At 75.0% G+C, this 15,402-nt stretch carries 12 protein-coding genes and 1 pseudogene; 11 read left to right on the top strand and 2 right to left on the bottom strand.

Annotated elements, in window-relative coordinates:
* The first annotated feature begins 170 nt into the window (after nt 1-170).
* The 5 genes from ACIP60_RS28255 to ACIP60_RS28235 all read left to right on the top strand — a co-directional run bounded on the left by ACIP60_RS28255 (nt 171) and on the right by ACIP60_RS28235 (nt 5,303).
* Nucleotides 171-1,952: an ATP-binding protein gene (locus ACIP60_RS28255; RefSeq protein ID WP_400689326.1), complete on the top strand. Its 1,782-nt coding sequence runs from the start codon at nt 171-173 to the stop codon at nt 1,950-1,952.
* The gene (locus ACIP60_RS28250; RefSeq protein WP_030462807.1) at nt 1,949-2,356 is read left to right on the top strand and encodes a roadblock/LC7 domain-containing protein; all 408 of its coding nucleotides are present in this window, start codon (nt 1,949-1,951) and stop codon (nt 2,354-2,356) included. The genes ACIP60_RS28255 and ACIP60_RS28250 overlap by 4 nt, the downstream gene beginning before the upstream one ends.
* Nucleotides 2,357-2,618: 262 nt before the next feature.
* Nucleotides 2,619-2,972, top strand: a complete 354-nt coding sequence (locus ACIP60_RS28245) for a DUF742 domain-containing protein (RefSeq protein WP_100835214.1) — start codon at nt 2,619-2,621, stop codon at nt 2,970-2,972.
* Complete coding sequence (locus ACIP60_RS28240) at nt 2,953-3,642, top strand: GTP-binding protein (RefSeq protein ID WP_400689322.1); 690 nt, start codon at nt 2,953-2,955, stop codon at nt 3,640-3,642. Before ACIP60_RS28245 ends, ACIP60_RS28240 begins: the two co-directional genes overlap by 20 nt.
* A 77-nt stretch (nt 3,643-3,719) precedes the next feature.
* Nucleotides 3,720-5,303, top strand: a complete 1,584-nt coding sequence (locus ACIP60_RS28235; protein ID WP_400689319.1) for a cytochrome P450 — start codon at nt 3,720-3,722, stop codon at nt 5,301-5,303.
* Nucleotides 5,304-6,231: 928 nt separating this feature from the next.
* Here ACIP60_RS28235 and ACIP60_RS28230 read toward each other — a convergent pair.
* Nucleotides 6,232-7,041 (bottom strand): lytic polysaccharide monooxygenase, encoded by an 810-nt coding sequence (locus ACIP60_RS28230; RefSeq protein WP_400689316.1) that lies wholly within the window; start codon nt 7,039-7,041, stop codon nt 6,232-6,234.
* 682 nt (nt 7,042-7,723) lie between these two features.
* On the opposite strand from ACIP60_RS28230, the gene ACIP60_RS28225 reads away from it, so the two are divergent.
* The 6 genes and pseudogenes from ACIP60_RS28225 to ACIP60_RS28200 form a co-directional block, all read left to right on the top strand.
* Complete coding sequence (locus ACIP60_RS28225) at nt 7,724-8,845, top strand: LLM class flavin-dependent oxidoreductase (RefSeq protein WP_100835211.1); 1,122 nt, start codon at nt 7,724-7,726, stop codon at nt 8,843-8,845.
* Between the two features lie 95 nt (nt 8,846-8,940).
* Nucleotides 8,941-9,783, top strand: a complete 843-nt coding sequence (locus tag ACIP60_RS28220; RefSeq protein ID WP_400689313.1) for an ABC transporter permease — start codon at nt 8,941-8,943, stop codon at nt 9,781-9,783.
* A 38-nt stretch (nt 9,784-9,821) separates the two neighbouring features.
* Nucleotides 9,822-10,871, top strand: coding sequence for an ABC transporter substrate-binding protein (locus tag ACIP60_RS28215; RefSeq protein WP_400689310.1), 1,050 nt, complete (start codon nt 9,822-9,824; stop codon nt 10,869-10,871).
* Between the two features lie 31 nt (nt 10,872-10,902).
* The gene (locus ACIP60_RS28210; protein WP_400689784.1) at nt 10,903-11,745 is read left to right on the top strand and encodes an ABC transporter ATP-binding protein; all 843 of its coding nucleotides are present in this window, start codon (nt 10,903-10,905) and stop codon (nt 11,743-11,745) included.
* Nucleotides 11,746-11,908: 163 nt separating this feature from the next.
* Complete coding sequence (locus ACIP60_RS28205; RefSeq protein WP_400689307.1) at nt 11,909-13,744, top strand: hypothetical protein; 1,836 nt, start codon at nt 11,909-11,911, stop codon at nt 13,742-13,744.
* Nucleotides 13,635-13,871: pseudogene (locus tag ACIP60_RS28200) on the top strand (hypothetical protein); the annotation flags it as partial. The gene ACIP60_RS28205 and the pseudogene ACIP60_RS28200, both read left to right, overlap by 110 nt.
* A gap of 190 nt (nt 13,872-14,061) precedes the next feature.
* On the opposite strand, the gene ACIP60_RS28195 reads toward ACIP60_RS28200, so the two are convergent.
* A partial coding sequence (locus ACIP60_RS28195; protein ID WP_400689304.1) for a uracil-xanthine permease family protein occupies nt 14,062-15,402 on the bottom strand: 1,341 nt, incomplete at its 5' end.

Here is a 15,402-nt window from a genome sequence, read left to right as displayed (position 1 = left end):
ACGGGCCGTCAGGTCCTCCGTGCACCGGCTATGCTGCTTCGCGCCCGGGCCCCGCCGCACCGCCCGGCCCCGCCCACCCCCCTGTCCCCTCCGAGCGTATGAGGATGCTGATGCTTCGAGCCGGATCGTCACCAGACGGATCGTCTTCAGGAGGACGGCTGCCCGCGGCCGTGCTCGTCTGTCTGCTGCCCGCGGCGGTGATCGGCGCGGCCGTCGGCCTCGCCGCCGCGGCGAACCCGGGCGCGGCGACCTCGGGGATCATCTGGTGCGGCCTGGTGGGCGCCGCGGCCGTGGCGGTGGCGGGGTACGAAGCGGTGCGCCGGGGCCGCGCACTGGAGCTGGCCCGCGAGGAGGCCGCCCGGCAGGACGCCGAGCAGCGGCACCGCCTGGCCCGGCAGCAGGCCGGCATGCTCGAACTCGCCAGGAACGAACTCCCGCAGGCCGTCGCCCGGATGCAGGGCGGCGAGTTCATCACCGACGTGCTCCGCTCCTACGAGCAGCAGCACGTCACCAACGCCGGCGACGAGTTCCACGACTTCCGCTACGCCGTGCTGCGCGCCGTCCTGGACGCCGTCGACAACGAGGAGGCGATGCGCGAGTCCGCGCAGCGCGCCTTCGTCAACATCGCCCGCCGGGTCCAGGCCATCGTCCACCGCCAGGCCATCGACCTGCGCAAGATGGAGGACCGGCACGGCGACGACCCCGCGGTCTTCGACGACCTGCTGCTGCTCGACCACGGCAACGCCCTGATCGGCCGCCTCGCCGACTCCATCGCCGTGCTCGGCGGTGCCCGCCCCGGCCGCCAGTGGAACAACCCCGTCCCGCTGTACAGCGTGCTGCGCGGCGGCATCTCCCGCATCCTCGACTTCCGCCGGGTCGAACTCCACCCGGTCTCCGAGGTCGCCGTGGTCGGCCCCGCCGTCGAACCGCTGATCCACGCGCTCGCCGAACTCCTCGACAACGCCACCCGCTACTCGCCGCCGCAGACCAACGTCCACCTCACCGCCGTCGAGGTGCAGACCGGCATCGCCATCGAGATCGAGGACGGCGGCCTCAGCCTCGGCGAGGAGGGCCGCGCCCGGGCCGAACGGATGCTCGCCGAGGCCGAGTCCGGCATCGACCTCAACGGCCTCGGCGAGGCCCCCCGGCTCGGCCTCGCCGTGGTCGGCCGACTCGCCCGCGCCTACGGCTTCCAGGTCTCGCTGCGCCCCTCCGCGTACGGCGGCGTGCGCGCGGTGCTGATCGTCCCCGAGGCGTACATCACCACCGCGCCCGCGCCCAGTCGCGCCCACGGCATCGGCCGGATCGCCACCACCACCCCGCTGGCCTTCCCCTCCCCCCAGGGGCCGGGCGGCCAGTACGACGGCGAGCCCTACCCGCCGGTGCCCGGCGCCGAGTTCGCGGACACTGCGCCCCGCCCGCACCCCGCCGCCGCCACGCACACCCCCGCCGGGGGCTTCGCCGCCACCGGGGCGTTCCCGGCCTCCGCACCGGGGACGTTCCCGGCCCCCTCCGGCGGCACGTTCCCGCGCGCCGTGCCCGCGGCGGCGTCCGGATCGGCGTCCGGACCGGCGTCCGCGACGGGGTCCGGGCCGACGTCCGGACCGGCGTCCAAGCCGTACGAGGACGACGTGCCCCAGGTGTTCGAGCGCACCGCGAACGGGCTGCCCCAGCGCCGCCGGCACGCCGCACCGTCCCGCTTCGGTGCTTCCCGCCCCGCGCAGCAGGCCCCGGCCCGGACGCCGGCCCCTGCCCCGACCCAGGCCCCGGCGCCCGCGGTGCGGGCCGCGACCGCGCCGCAGACACCCGTACCCGCACCCGCCCCCGAGCCGGTCCAACCCGGCCTGTGGCTGGCCGCCTTCACCGACGGCGTCAACGGCACCGCGCCGGCCGCCGGGCCGGGCGGCGGCAGCCACGCCAGTGACGAATCAGCAGGGAAAGGCGACAAGTGATTCAGCAACGGACCAACATGGACTGGATGCTCAAGGACCTCGCGGAGACCGTCCCGTGCATCCGGCACGTCATCGTGCTGTCCGCGGACGGCCTGCGGCTGGCCCAGCACGGCACCGACCCCGACACCGCGGACCGGCTGGCCGCCGCCTGCGCCGGACTCCAGAGCCTGGCCAACGCGGTCGGCCACGAGTTCCCGCACGGCGACGGGCGGATGCGGCTGGTGGTGATCGAGGTCGGCGGCGGCTTCTTCTACCTGATGGCGGCCGGCTCCCGGGCCTACCTGGCGGTCCTCGCGGACGAGGGCGTGGACGCGGGCCTGGTCGGCCAGCGGATGCGCGACCTGGTCGCCCGGATCGGCGAGCACCTGACCACACCCGTCCGCGGCAGCGAGCAGATCGCGTGAGTCGCGCCGCCGACCCGACCGGCCGACGGGTCGGGCCAGGGGCCGGGCGCCCCGTCGGGCCACGGGCCGGACGGCGGGCGCTCCGTCGGGCCGGGTCACGGCCGGGCCGGGCGGGCGCACCGTCCGCCGGGTCCGACGCGGCAGCGGCGGCGACGGCGGCGGCAGTCGCAGCCGCCGGGACGGCCGGAACCACCGGGACGGCCGGAACCACCGGAACACCGCCGACGCGCCGACCGGCCGTCGGCCACACCGAGGTGCGGGGATGAGCAACCAGGACTGGGCGGACGCCAACCCGGAGCGGCTCTACGTGATCAGCGGGGGGCGCGACCGCAAGTCCGCCACCGCCGGGTTCGACCTGGTCACGCTGGTCGTCGCCCGCGCCCGGCCCGAGCCCACCATGCAGCCCGAGCACGCCGCGATCCTGCGGATCTGCGGCTCCCCGCTCTCGGTCGCCGAGATCTCCGCCTACCTGCGGCTGCCGAACAGCCTGGTCACCGTCCTGTTGGCGGACCTGCTCGCCGAGCGCCGGATCGAGGTCCGCGCCCCCGTCCCCCCGGCCGCCCTTCCCGACCTTTCCCTGCTGGAGGCAGTGATCCATGGACTTCAACGGCTCTGAGCCGCGCGGGCCGCGCGAGGCCGAGCTGCTCCCGGCGACCGTGGCCACCGCCGTCAAGGTCGTCATCGTCGGCGGCTTCGGGGTCGGCAAGACCACCCTGGTCGGCGCGGTCAGCGAGATCCGCCCGCTGACCACCGAGGAGACCATGACCGAGGCGGGCGTCGGCATCGACGACCTGGCCGGGGTGGAGCGCAAGGACTCCACCACCGTGGCGATGGACTTCGGCCGGATCACCATCAGCGACGAACTGGTGCTGTACGTCTTCGGCACGCCCGGCCAGGAGCGCTTCTGGTTCCTCTGGAACGGCCTGTTCGAGGGCGCGCTGGGCGCGGTCGTGCTGGTCGACACCCGCCGACTGGAGGTCTCCTTCGACGTCCTGGGCCGGCTGGAGGACCGCGGGGTGCCGTTCGTGGTCGCGCTCAACGGCTTCCCGGAGTCGCCCCGTTACCCCGTCGACGAACTGCGCGCCGCGCTCGACCTGCCGCACCACGTGCCGATCGTCCACTGCGACGCCCGCTCCCGGGAGTCCAGCCGGGACGTGCTGATGGCCCTGATGCGCTACCTGTACGACCTCGCCGCCCAGCCGGGCGGGCCCGGCGGGTCCGCTGCGTCCGGTGCGTCCGGCGGGTCCGTCCCGGCCGCGACGCCCTCGGCCCAGCCGGTCGGCTGACGTCCCGCCGTCCCGCCCGCCGCCCCACCGGCCGCCCGCGGCCCGTCAACTCCTCCTCCTCTCCCCGGAGTCATCCCGTGACGTACGAAGAGCACGCGTACCAGGGCGCGCCCGTCCCGCCGCCCGGCTGTCCCGCCCACCGCGCCGCCGGGGGGCCGCCGGGCGGTGGACTGCTGCGGCTGTTCGGCCCCGAGGCCGAGGCCGACCCGGCCGGTTTCTACGAGAAGCTGCGCGCCGAGCACGGCGAGGTCGCACCCGTCCTGCTGCACGGCGACCTGCCGGCCTGGCTGGTGCTGGGCTACTCGGCGAACCTGACCGCGATGCGCACCCCGTCCCGGTTCTCCCGGGACTCCCGGCGCTGGACCGAGTTCCGGGAGGGCCGGGTCGCCCCTGACTCCCCGGTGCTGCCGGTGATCGCCTGGCAGCCGACCTGCTCCTTCGTCGACGGCGAGGAGCACCGCCGGCTGCGGGTCGCCGTCACCGACGGCCTGAACCGCTTCGACCGGCGCGGCATGCGGCGCTACGTCACCCGGTTCTCCGACCAGCTGATCGCCGAGTTCGGCGACAGCGGCCGGGTCGACCTGGTCTCCCAGTTCGCCGAGCACCTGCCGATGCTGGTGATGACCCAGCTCCTCGGCATGCCCGAGGAGTACGGCCCGCGGCTGGTCGAGGCCGCCCGCGACCTGGTCAAGGGCACCGAGACGTCCGTCGCCAGCAACGAGTACGTGGTCGAGTCGCTGCGCCGCACCGTGGAGCGCAAGCGCGACGAGCCCGGCCAGGACCTGATCACCTGGCTGATCGAGCACCCGTCCGGGCTGAGCGAGGACGAGGTGCTGGAGCACCTGCGCTCGGTGCTGCTGGCCGCCAACGAGACCACCATCAACCTGATCTCCGAGACGCTGAAGATGGTCCTCACCGACAGCCGCTTCCGCGCCCACCTGTCGGGCGGCCAGATGACCCTGCCGGACGCGCTCGACCAAGTGCTCTGGGACTCACCGCCGTTCATGCTGGTGCCCGGCCGCTGGGCGACCGGTGACACCGAACTCGGCGGGCAGGCCATCAAGGCCGGCGACATGCTGCTGCTCGGCGTCGCGGCGGGCAACGCCGACCCGGCGGTCCGGCCCGACCTGGACACCCCGCTGTTCGGCAACCGCTCGCACCTGGCGTTCGGCAGCGGCCCGCACGAGTGCCCCGGGCAGGAGATCGGGCGGGCGATCGCCGAGTCCGGCATCGACATCCTGCTCACCCGGCTGCCCGACCTCCAACTTTCGGTGGAAGAGGACCAGTTGGTCTGGCGGGGCAACTGGATGTCCCGGCACCTGACCGAGCTGCCGGCCCGCTTCACCCCGCGTGCCGCGCTCCAGCCGCAGGCGGCGGCACCGGCCGCCGGGGCCGTCCCCTCGAACCCGTCGTACCCGTCGACCTCGCGGTATCCGGAGACCGCGCCGACCGCGCCGACCGTGTCGTCCGCGCCGTACCCGTCGAGTTCGGCGACGGCGTTCGGGCCGTCCGTGCCCGGCCCGCGGACGCCCGCCACCACCCCGGCGCGGACGGCGCCCGTCCCGGTGGCCGTCGCGCCGCCGCTGCCGCCCGCACCGCCGGTGGTGCCCCCGCAGCGGCGCGGCTGGTGGGGTGCGCTGCTGGCCCGGCTGCGGGGCTGACGGGGGCGGCCGGTCCCCGCCCCGGCCCTACCGGGAGGGGCGGGCCGGGGCCGGGTCCGGGATCTGGGCCGGGGCGGTGGTCCGGGCTGCCGCCGTTCCGGCCGGGCCCGGGCGAAGGCGCGGACGAACGGGTGCGGGCCCTCGTGCTCCGGGGCCAGCTCCGGCTGGAACAGGGCGGCCAGGTGGAACGGGTGGCCGGGCAGTTCGGCGATCCGGACCTCGCCGTCCACGTCGTGCCCGGTGGAGCGCGTGTCGTGCGCGCGCAGCGCGTCCAGGCAGCCGGGGGCGGGCGTGTAGCCGCAGTGGTAGCGGGCGGTGGCCGGCCGGCTCCGCGCCGAGCAGCCGGGCCGCCGCCGAACCGGGGGAGAGCCGGATGCCGCCCTCCTGCCGGTACAGCGAACAGGACAGCGGGACGATCACCAACTCCGCTGCCCCCGGCTCCTGTTCGGCGTGGGCCGCGCCGCCGACGCCGCACGCGTGCCGTCAGGGCGGCAGCCGGGCGGGCCGGGAGCCGGGGGCGTGAGGCGCGGCGCGTCGGGCCGGAGGCTGAGCCGGGCGGTGGGTGTGCTGCGGCGGGAGGCCGGGGCGCGAGGACCGCGGAGGGCGTGGGTGACGATTCGGGGGGTGGCGGTCGCGGCCGGGGCGGACGGTCGGCCGGGGTGCCTGGTGGGAGGGCCGACGGCCGGTGGGCGTGTTGCTGCGCGGGTCGCGGTGGGAAGGCGGGGCGTCGGCGATCCGGGGCGGACGGTCGGGCGGACGGGGATGCCCGGTGCACGTCGCGGGCAGCAGCCGGGCCGGGGGGCTCGGGAACGCGTGGGCCCCCGACCCGGGTGCGGGCCGGGGGCCTGGTGCCGGGCCGGGTCGGGCGGCCCTCCCCCACAGGGGGCCGTCGGTCGGTCAGCGGTGTCGCGGGGTGCCGGGTGGCTCGTCAGCAGGCGCCGAGGTCGTCCCAGACGCCCCACTGGCCGGTGGTGCCGGGCTGCTCGCCCTGGGTCCACCACTTGGCGCGCCAGTTGTGGCCGCCGTAGGAGACGGTCTGGCCGGCGCTGTACGCCGCGGTCGCGTTCCAGGCGGCGGTCGTGCAGCTGCCGGTGCCGCCGGTGGTCCCGCCCGTGGTGCCTCCGGTCGTACCGCCGGTGGTGCCTCCGGTCGTACCGCCGGTGGTCCCGCCGGTCGTGCCGCCCGTGGTGCCCCCGGTGGTGCCGCCCGTCGTCCCGCCCGTGCCGCCGATGTTGACGTCGATGCAGGAGTAGAACGCGTTCGCGGTGTCCGAGATGTTCCACACCGCGAGGACCTTCTGGCGGCCGGTGTAGCTGCCGAAGTTCACGGTCTGGCTGAGGTCGGCCGGCGGCTGGGCGTTGTTGCCGGGGAACGTGGCGATCAGCTTGTTGCCGATGTAGTACTGCCAGTTCGCGGTGGAGTGCCGGGCGGTGAAGTGCCAGGTGAAGGTCTGGACGGAGGACACGTTGGTGACCTTCCAGCCCAGGTTGTCGTTGTCCAGCTCGGCGTACTCGGAGTGACCGCCGGAACAGGTGAACAGACCCTTCGGGCCCTCGACGCTCTGCGGCTCGTACTTGATCTGGCCGCAGCTGACCACGTTGTTGGCGCACTGGTCCTGGCGGCTCGCCGGGTTGGTGATCCAGCCGTGGGCGCTGGCGGTGCCCGCGCTCATGGTCATGCCGAGCAGGGGGGCGACCAGCGCGCCGACGACGGCGGTCACCTTTCTCTTGGTCTGCATGGGGGGTGCCTTCCTGAGGTGGGGGGTTCAGGTCCGTCCTGGACCGTCCAGGTACGTCGGTCCCCGTCGTGGCGCGGTGGGGCGGACACGAACGGGGTTCCTCCGTACGACCGTTGCGACAGGCCGGAGACGGTCATAGGTCTAGACCGACTGCTGGGGGAGACGATAGCGGCGTACCGGGCGCGGTCAAGTGGTTGAACGAAAGGTTTGTTTCCAGTAGGCGCGGTCCGTCGAATAACTGATCGGACGTCACCGGGGTTGGCCGAAAAGACCCGTGGCGCCGACCGCTTCAGCGAACCGTCCGGATCGTGGACGCGATGACCGCGATGTGGACGTTTTCGACCCCCGACCGGCCGGAACGTGGTAGCTTCCGGCGCATGTCGCAGCGCGTATTCCTCACCACCCGGGGTCACATCGACCTTCTCCGGGTGTGTTCCGCTGCCTGTCACCGCGCCTGAGCGCCGCACGCCCCCGGCTTCGCCGGTACCCCGCCGCACCTGCGCGTCCGTAGCCCCCGCGTCCGCACCCCCGCGTCCGTAGCGGGTGCGGAGGGTGCCGTCGCCGCGCCCGCACCCTGCCGACCGTACGACCCGGTACGCCCGGTCAGTCCGGTACGCCCGTGTGCGAGCCCCGCCCGCTGTCCCGTCCGCCGCCTCGGCCGCCCCCGGAGAAGAGGACCCCCGTGCCCGACCGAACCCCCGTGTTCCACTGGTTCCTGCCCACCGGCGGCGACGGCCGCGACCCCGGCGGCGTCACCGCCGTGCAGGGCCGCACCGGTGCCGCGACCCGCCGGCCCGCCGACGTCGACTACCTGGCGCAGGTCGCCCGGGCCGCCGAGCAGGCCGGGTTCACCGCGCTGCTCGCGCCGGTCGGCCTCGGCTGCGTCGACCCGTGGGTCCTGGCCACCGCGCTCACCCAGCACACCCGCCGGATCGGCTTCCTGGTCGCCTTCCGAGCCGGTTTCGCCAGCCCCACCCTGCTCGCCCAGCAGGCCGACTCCTTCCGCCGCCTGGCCGGCGGCCGGCTCCGGCTGAACGTGGTGACCGGCGGCGACCCCGCCGAACAGCGCGCCTACGGCGACCACCTGGCCCACGACGAGCGCTACGCCCGCACCGACGAGGTGATGGCCGCGCTGCGCGACCTGCTGGACGGCAAGCGCGTCGACCGCCGGGGCGAGCACCTGCAACTCGCCGACGCCCAGCTCGTCGACCCCGCCGTCGAGCACCCCGTCCCGCTGTACTTCGGCGGCGCCTCGCCCGCCGCCGAGCAGGTCGCCGCCCGCCGCGCCGACGTCCAACTGCTGTGGGGCGAACCGCCGGCGGCGATCGCCGAGCGGATCACCCGGCTGCGCGCGATCGCCGCCGAGCAGGGGCGCACCCTGCGGTACGGGCTGCGGCTGCACGTGATCAGCCGCGACACCGCCGAGCAGGCGTGGGCCGAGGCCGACCGGATCCTGTCCGGCATCGACCCGGCGGCCGTCCGGGCCAGCCAGGCCCGGTTCGCCGCGATGGACTCCACCGGCCAGGCCCGGATGGCGGCCCTGCACGGCGGCGGCACCGCCGCCGCCCGCGACCTGCTGGTCGCCCCCAACCTGTGGGCCGGCATCGGCCTGGTCCGGGAGGGCGCCGGCACCGCCCTGGTCGGCTCGCACGACGAGGTCGCCGCCCGCCTCGCCGAGTACCGGGCCCTGGGCGTCGACGAGTTCATCCTCTCCGGCTACCCGCACCTGGAGGAGGCGTACCGGGTCGGCGAGGAGGTCGTGCCCCGGGTGCGCGCCCTGCTGGCCGAGCGGGACGCGGCATGAGCGCGGCGACGGGGACCGGGACGACGACCGGTACGACGACCGCCACGAAGGCCGGTACGAAGGCCGGTACGGCGGGCGTGACGGGAACGGCGGGCGTGACGGGAACGCCGGGTGCGGCGGGCGCGCGGGCCGGGGCCTCCCGGGGCCGGGTGGCCGAGGCGCTGCGCTGGACGGCGCTGCGCGCCCTGGCGCTCGCCGCGCTGCTGGCCGGCTGGCAGCTCGTCGTCCAACTCCAGGTGTGGCCGAGGGCGTTGGTGCCCTCGCCGGGCGAGGTGTGGCACCAGTTCGTGCTCGCCTCCACCGTCCACGACGGCGTCCGCGGCTACAGCGGCCACCTGCTGGGCGAGCACCTCGCCGCCAGCCTGCGCCGGATCGCCCAGGGCACCGGCTGGGCGGTCCTGTTCGGCACCGCGCTCGGCCTGGCGATCGGCACCCTGCGCCCGGTCGCGGTGGTGCTGGAGCCCGCCGTCACCTTCCTGCGCACCCTGCCGCCGCTGGCCTACCTGAGCCTGCTGGTGATCTGGTTCGGCATCGACGAGTCGCCCAAGGTCTGGCTGCTGCTGATCGCCGCGCTGCCGCCGGTCGCCGCCGCCACCGCGGCCGCCGTGCGCGGGGTGCCCGGCGACCTGCTGGAGGCCGCCCGGGCGCTCGGCGCGGGCCGCTGGTCGCTGCTGGGCGGAGTGGTGCTGCCCGCCGCGCTGCCCGAGATCCTCACCGGGGTGCGGATCGCCGTCGGCGTCGCGTACACCTCGGTGGTGGCCGCCGAGACCATCAACGGGGTGCCCGGCATCGGCGGCATGATCCGCGACGCCCAGCGCTACAACCAGACCGCCGTCGTGCTCGCCGGAATCATCACCATCGGTCTGTCCGGCATCGTCCTGGACGGCCTGCTCAAGGCCGTCGAACGGCTCGCCGTGCCCTGGCGCGGACGCGCCTGACCATCCGTCAATCCTTTTTTATTCCAAGGGAGTTCGCCATGTCCGAGAACCGCCGTCCCGTCCTGCGCGCCGCCACCGCCGCCGCGGCGGCCGTGCTGCTGACCGCCGCCGCCACCGCCTGCTCCAGCTCCGGATCCGGCAGCGCCGACGGCAAGGGCAGAACCACCGTCCGGATCGCCTACCAGGAGATACCCAACGCCGACCTGGTGGTGAAGGACAGGCGGCTGCTGGAGCAGGCGCTGCCCGACGCCGACGTCAAGTGGGTGAAGTTCGACTCCGGCGGCGACGTCAACACCGCCGTCCTGGCCGGCTCGGTCGACTTCGGACTGGCCGGCTCCAGCCCCGTCACCAAGGGCCTGGCCGCGCCGCTGAACATCCCGTACAAGGTGCTCTGGGTGCACGACCTGATCGGCGAGAACGAGGCGCTGGTCGCCCGCGGCGGCATCACCTCGGTGGAGCAGCTGGTCGGCAAGAAGGTCGCCACCCCGTTCGGCTCCACCTCGCACTACTCGCTGCTGGCCGCCCTCCAGGCGGCCGGCGTCGACCCGGCGAAGGTGAACGTCATCGACCTCCAGCCGCAGGACGCGCTGGCCGCCTGGAAGCGCGGCGACATCGACGCCGCCTACACCTGGACGCCCACCCTCACCGAGCTGGAGAAGGACGGCAAGGTGCTGGTGACCAGCCGCCAGCTCGCCGACCAGGGCAAGCGCACCGCCGACCTCGGCGTGGTCACGAACGCCTTCGCCCAGGCCCACCCCGAGATCGTCACCGCCTGGCTCAAGGCCGAGGACCAGGCCGTCACGCTCGCCAAGAGCGACCCCGAGCAGGCCGCCGCCTCGATCGCCAAGGAGCTCAACCTCAGCCCCGCCGACGCGCTCGCCCAGCTCAAGCAGCTCGTCCTGCTCACCGCCGCCGAACAGGCCGGCCCCGACTACCTGGGCAAGCCCGGCGCGCCCGGCAGGCTCGCCGACAACCTGCACGACGCCGCGGTGTTCCTGAAGGGCCAGCAGAAGATCGACGCGGTGCCCGACGCCTCGGTGTTCGCCAAGGCACTGGCCGTGGAGGAGCTGGCCCGTGTCACCGGCTGAGGCGCCCGGACCGCCGACCGGGGCGGCCGGGGTGGCCGAGGTGGGCGAGGTGGCCGGGGTGGCCGAGGCGGCCGAACGCACGGCCCCCGCAGTCGCGTTGGACCGGATCACGGTCCGGTACGGCGGCACGCGGGGCCGGCGGCGGGCCGGGCGGGAGGTGACCGCCGTCCACGACGTCTCGTTGACCGTCGCGGAGGGGGAGTTCGTCGTCCTGGTCGGCCCGTCCGGCTGCGGCAAGACCACCCTGCTGCGGGTGGTCGCCGGGTTCGAACCGGCCGTCGAGGGCGGCGCGCTGGTGCACGGCGCGCCGCCCCGGCCCGGGCACGGCACCGGGCTGGTGTTCCAGCAGCCGCGGCTGTTCCCGTGGCGCACCGTCGGCGGCAACCTGGCCTTCGCGCTCGCCCGGCACGGTCTGCCCCGGGCCGAACGGGCCGCCCGCACCGCCGAGTTGCTCGACCTGGTCGGCCTGTCCGGCTACGCCGGGCGGCGCACCTGGGAGCTGTCCGGCGGCCAGCAGCAACGGGTCGCCATCGCCCGGGCACTGGCCGGCCGGCCCCGGCTGCTGCTGCTCGACGAGCCGTTCGCCGCCCTGGACGCGCTCACCCGCGAACGCCTCCAGGAGGAACTGCGCACCCTCACCGCCCGGACCGGCACCGCCGTGCTGTTCGTCACGCACTCGGTGGACGAGGCGGTGCTGCTCGGCTCCCGGGTCCTGGTGATGGCCGCCGACCCCGGCCGGGTGGTCGCCGACCTGCCCGTCGACCTGCCCCGCGACAGCGCCACCGACCCCGCCGCGCTGCGCGGCACCCCCGAGTTCGCCCACCTGCGCGGCACGCTCTCCCGCACCCTGCGGGAGGCCGCCGGGGCCGCCTGACGGGCCGTCACGCCAGCGTGTCCGGCAACGGCCGAGGACCGGGGTTCACGGCGGCGCTCAGTCCGGTCGTCCGCCCGCTCCGCAGGCTTGCCGGGCGGGCGGGGCGGGAACGATGGACCAGGGGGGCCCGCGCCGTGGAGCGGGTCGGGAACGGGGGAGCGGGATGACGAGTGCACGGGGCCGCCACGCGGCGCGGAGCGCCCTGGTCTTGGTGGCCGTCTGGTGGCTGTGGATGCCGCTGCTGGCGGTGCTGACCCGGGTGGTCAAGCACTTCCTGTTCGGCGGCTTCGGCCAGCAGGACCAGAGCTACCTGCTGCTGGTCGAGCGCCTGTTCTTCCCGCGCGGCGGCCCGCTGGACGCCGCGCCGCTGTTCTGGTTCTGGCTCGCGATCGGCCTGGGCGGCACCGGGGTGGCGCTCGGGTACGTGGTCGAGGAGTCCGGGGCGGGCCTGCGCGACTGGTGGGTCCGGCTGGCGACGGCCGCGGTGGTGCTGGCGGTGCTCGGCTCGCTGGTGCGCGCGGGCACCGGCCTGTGGGACGACGACAAGGACGCGGGCCGGTTCTACGCCCGCTCCACCGTCCTGGACGTACCGGCGGGCGGCGCGGCCACCCCGCGCTCGGTGCTCCCGGTCACCGAGCACAGCCGTCCCGGCGACGGTACGCGCTGCGACCTGGTCGGCACCTCGGACGTCCCGGCCTGCGTCAAGACCGCCCCGATGCCGGACTTCGACTTCGAGGCCCGCACCGCGTCCTACGCCGCCGCCACCAAGGCGCTCACCGACAGCGCGGGCCTGACCTCCGGCGTCCACCTGCTGAACCACAGCCTGCACTACCTGCCCGGCGCCGCCGCCGGCGACGGCGCTGCGGGTGACGGCAGCAGCGGCCGGCCGGCGGCCGGGGTGTGGACGGCCGTGCTGGACGGCTCCGGCGAGCAGCCGATGGAGGGCGTCGCGGTCTGGGACGGCGGCTCCAACTCCGTCACCTCCTGCGCCTTCGGCGGCGACCACGCCTTCGACCGGGCCTTCGGCGGGACGGGCGCGGTCAGCCTGCGCAACCTGCTCGCCGAGCGCTTCCCCGACCTGGTCTACAGCGACCAGGACATCTGGGGCTACTGCGACGGCCCGGACGTCCGCACCGCCCGGCCCGTGGTCGTCATCTCGGTGGCCAGGCAGACCGGTTGGAAGCAGCGCACGGTGCTCGCCCCGGCCGGCGTCCTGGTGCTCAAGGGCTCCGCCGACGGCCGCCCCGACCTCGCCTACCGGCCCACCGCGGCCCCCGGCGACCTGCCCGGCGCGGTCTACCCGGCCTCGGTGGTCCGCTCGCAGATCCACGAGGTGCAGTGGCTCGGCGGGCGCGGCGCCAAGGACGACCGCGGCTTCGGCTACGACCACACCTCGGCCGCCGCGAACGCCACCAACCCCGGCGAGTTCCTGCTCCGCTCGAAGGCCGACGGCCACCTGTACTACGTGACGCCGCTGGTGCCCCGGGACAGTTCCTCGCAACTGGTGGTCGCCTTCGCGGTCCTCCAGGCCGACCGGGTCGGCGACGGCCTCAACGACCTGCACGTGTACGTCCGGGCCGACGACGCCCCGTCGGTCAACCTGGACGTGCTGGCCAGCCGGATGGTCTCGTACATGGCCCAGCAGACCTCGATCACCATCAGCGTGGGCGAGGGCGGCGCGCTCCAGGAGATCATCCCGTTCGGCCGGGACATGTGGCGCGGCTTCGTCGACTTCAACGGGCAGACCCAGGACTACATCGACCTCTCGGGCGACGCCACCGTCACCCCCAACCTGGTCTCCCTCAAGGGCGCCGTCACCCCGCCCGGCGCCCAGCCGCAGCCGCAGCCCGATCCGGCGGCGACACCCACGGCTCCGGCCCCCGCCCCGGCTGCTTCCGGCTGCGGCGGCGACCCGGCCCAGCTCTCCGACCGCCAACTCGCGGACTGCATCGCCGAGTTGTCCCGCACCCTGCAGGGCCGCCTGCCGGCCGGGGGCTGAACCGGCCGACGGGCGGGCTCTCGGCGTCGGGCGTCCGCCGCAGCGCGGGCGGCGCCGCTACACCGAGGGCGACGTGGAGCGGCTGCGGCTGCGCACCGTCCTGCGCGCCCCCGGCATGCCGATCCCGGAGATCCGCCGCCCCACCGAACTCGCCCGCACCGGCACCGGCACCGAACCCGACCGCCTCGCCCTGCTGCGCGCCCACGAGCAGCGCGTCCGGGACCGACTCGCCGAGCTGCGGCGCTCGTTGGACATCGTCCGGCACGAGGTCGCGGTGTACGAGGACTACCTCGACGGGGCGGCGGACCGAGCCGGCCTCACTCCCGCCGCTCGTCGTCGTACGCGCTGGTGCCCTCGTCCAGCAGCGGGCCGTCCCCGGGCTGCGGGTGCTTCAGGTGGGCGGGGGCCAGGGCGCGCAGGCCGTGGTAGCCGAGCAGCGTGATCAGGGTGCCCAGCGCGATGCCGCTCAACTCGAAGTCGTCGGTGAACTTCAGCGTCACGTTGCCGATGCCGACGATCACGCCCGCCGCGACCGGCACCAGGTTCAGCGGGTTGGTCAGGTCCACCTTGTTGTGGATCCAGATCTGCGCGCCCAGCAGGCCGATCATGCCGTACAGCACCACCGTGATGCCGCCCAGCACCCCGCCCGGGACCGCCGCGATCACCGCGCCGAACTTCGGGCACAGGCCGAACAGGATCGCGAAGCCGGCCGCGCACCAGTACGCCGCCGTCGAGTACACCCGGGTCGCCGCCATCACGCCGATGTTCTCCGCGTACGTGGTCGTCGCCGGACCGCCCACCGCCGTGGAGAGCACCGTCGCCGCGCCGTCCGCCATGATCGCGGTGCCCATCCGGTCGTCCAGCGGGTCACCCGTCATCTCCGAGACGGCCTTCACGTGCCCGGCGTTCTCCGCGATCAGCGCCACCACCACCGGCAGCGCCACCAGCACCGCCGAGGTCGAGAAGCTCGGCGCGTGCAGCGACGGCAGGCCGATCCAGTCCGCCTTGCCGACGCCCGACAGGTCGAGGCGCCAGTGCTCCGTCGCCGCCCCGCCGCCCACCGGCGAGTCGATCCTCCCGAAGACCCGGTCGAACAGCCAGGACGCCGCGTACCCGAACACCAGCCCCAGGAAGATCGCGATCCGCGACCAGAACCCGCGCAGCACCACCAGCGCCAGCGCCGTGAACGCCATCGTCAGCAGCGCCGTCCACTGGTCCTGCGGCCAGTACGTCCCCGCCGCCACCGGCGCCAGGTTGAACCCGATCAGCATCACCACCGCGCCCGTCACCACCGGCGGCAGCACCGCGTGGATCACCCGCGCCCCGAACCCCTGCACCACCGCCCCGCACGCCGCCAGCACCGCGCCCACCACCAGCAGCGCACCCGTCAGCGTCGACGCGTCCCCGCCCTGGGCCTTGATCACCGCCGCCACGCCCACGAACGACAGGCTGGAGCCCAGGTACGACGGAATCCGCCCCTGCGTCACCAGCAGGAAGAACACCGTCGCCACACCCGACACCATCACCGCGAGGTTCGGGTCCAACCCCATCAACACCGGCGCCACGAACGTCGCCCCGAACATCGCCACCACGTGCTGCGCCCCGAGCCCGACCGTCCGCCCCCACGACAGCCGCTCGTCCGGCCGCACCACCGCCCC

It is taken from the genome of Kitasatospora sp. NPDC088783 (assembly GCF_044750705.1).
In the GTDB taxonomy this organism is placed as follows: Bacteria; Actinomycetota; Actinomycetes; order Streptomycetales; family Streptomycetaceae; genus Kitasatospora; species Kitasatospora fiedleri.
Note: the sequence above shows the minus strand (reverse complement) of the source record. Positions and strands in the feature narration are given on the sequence as shown.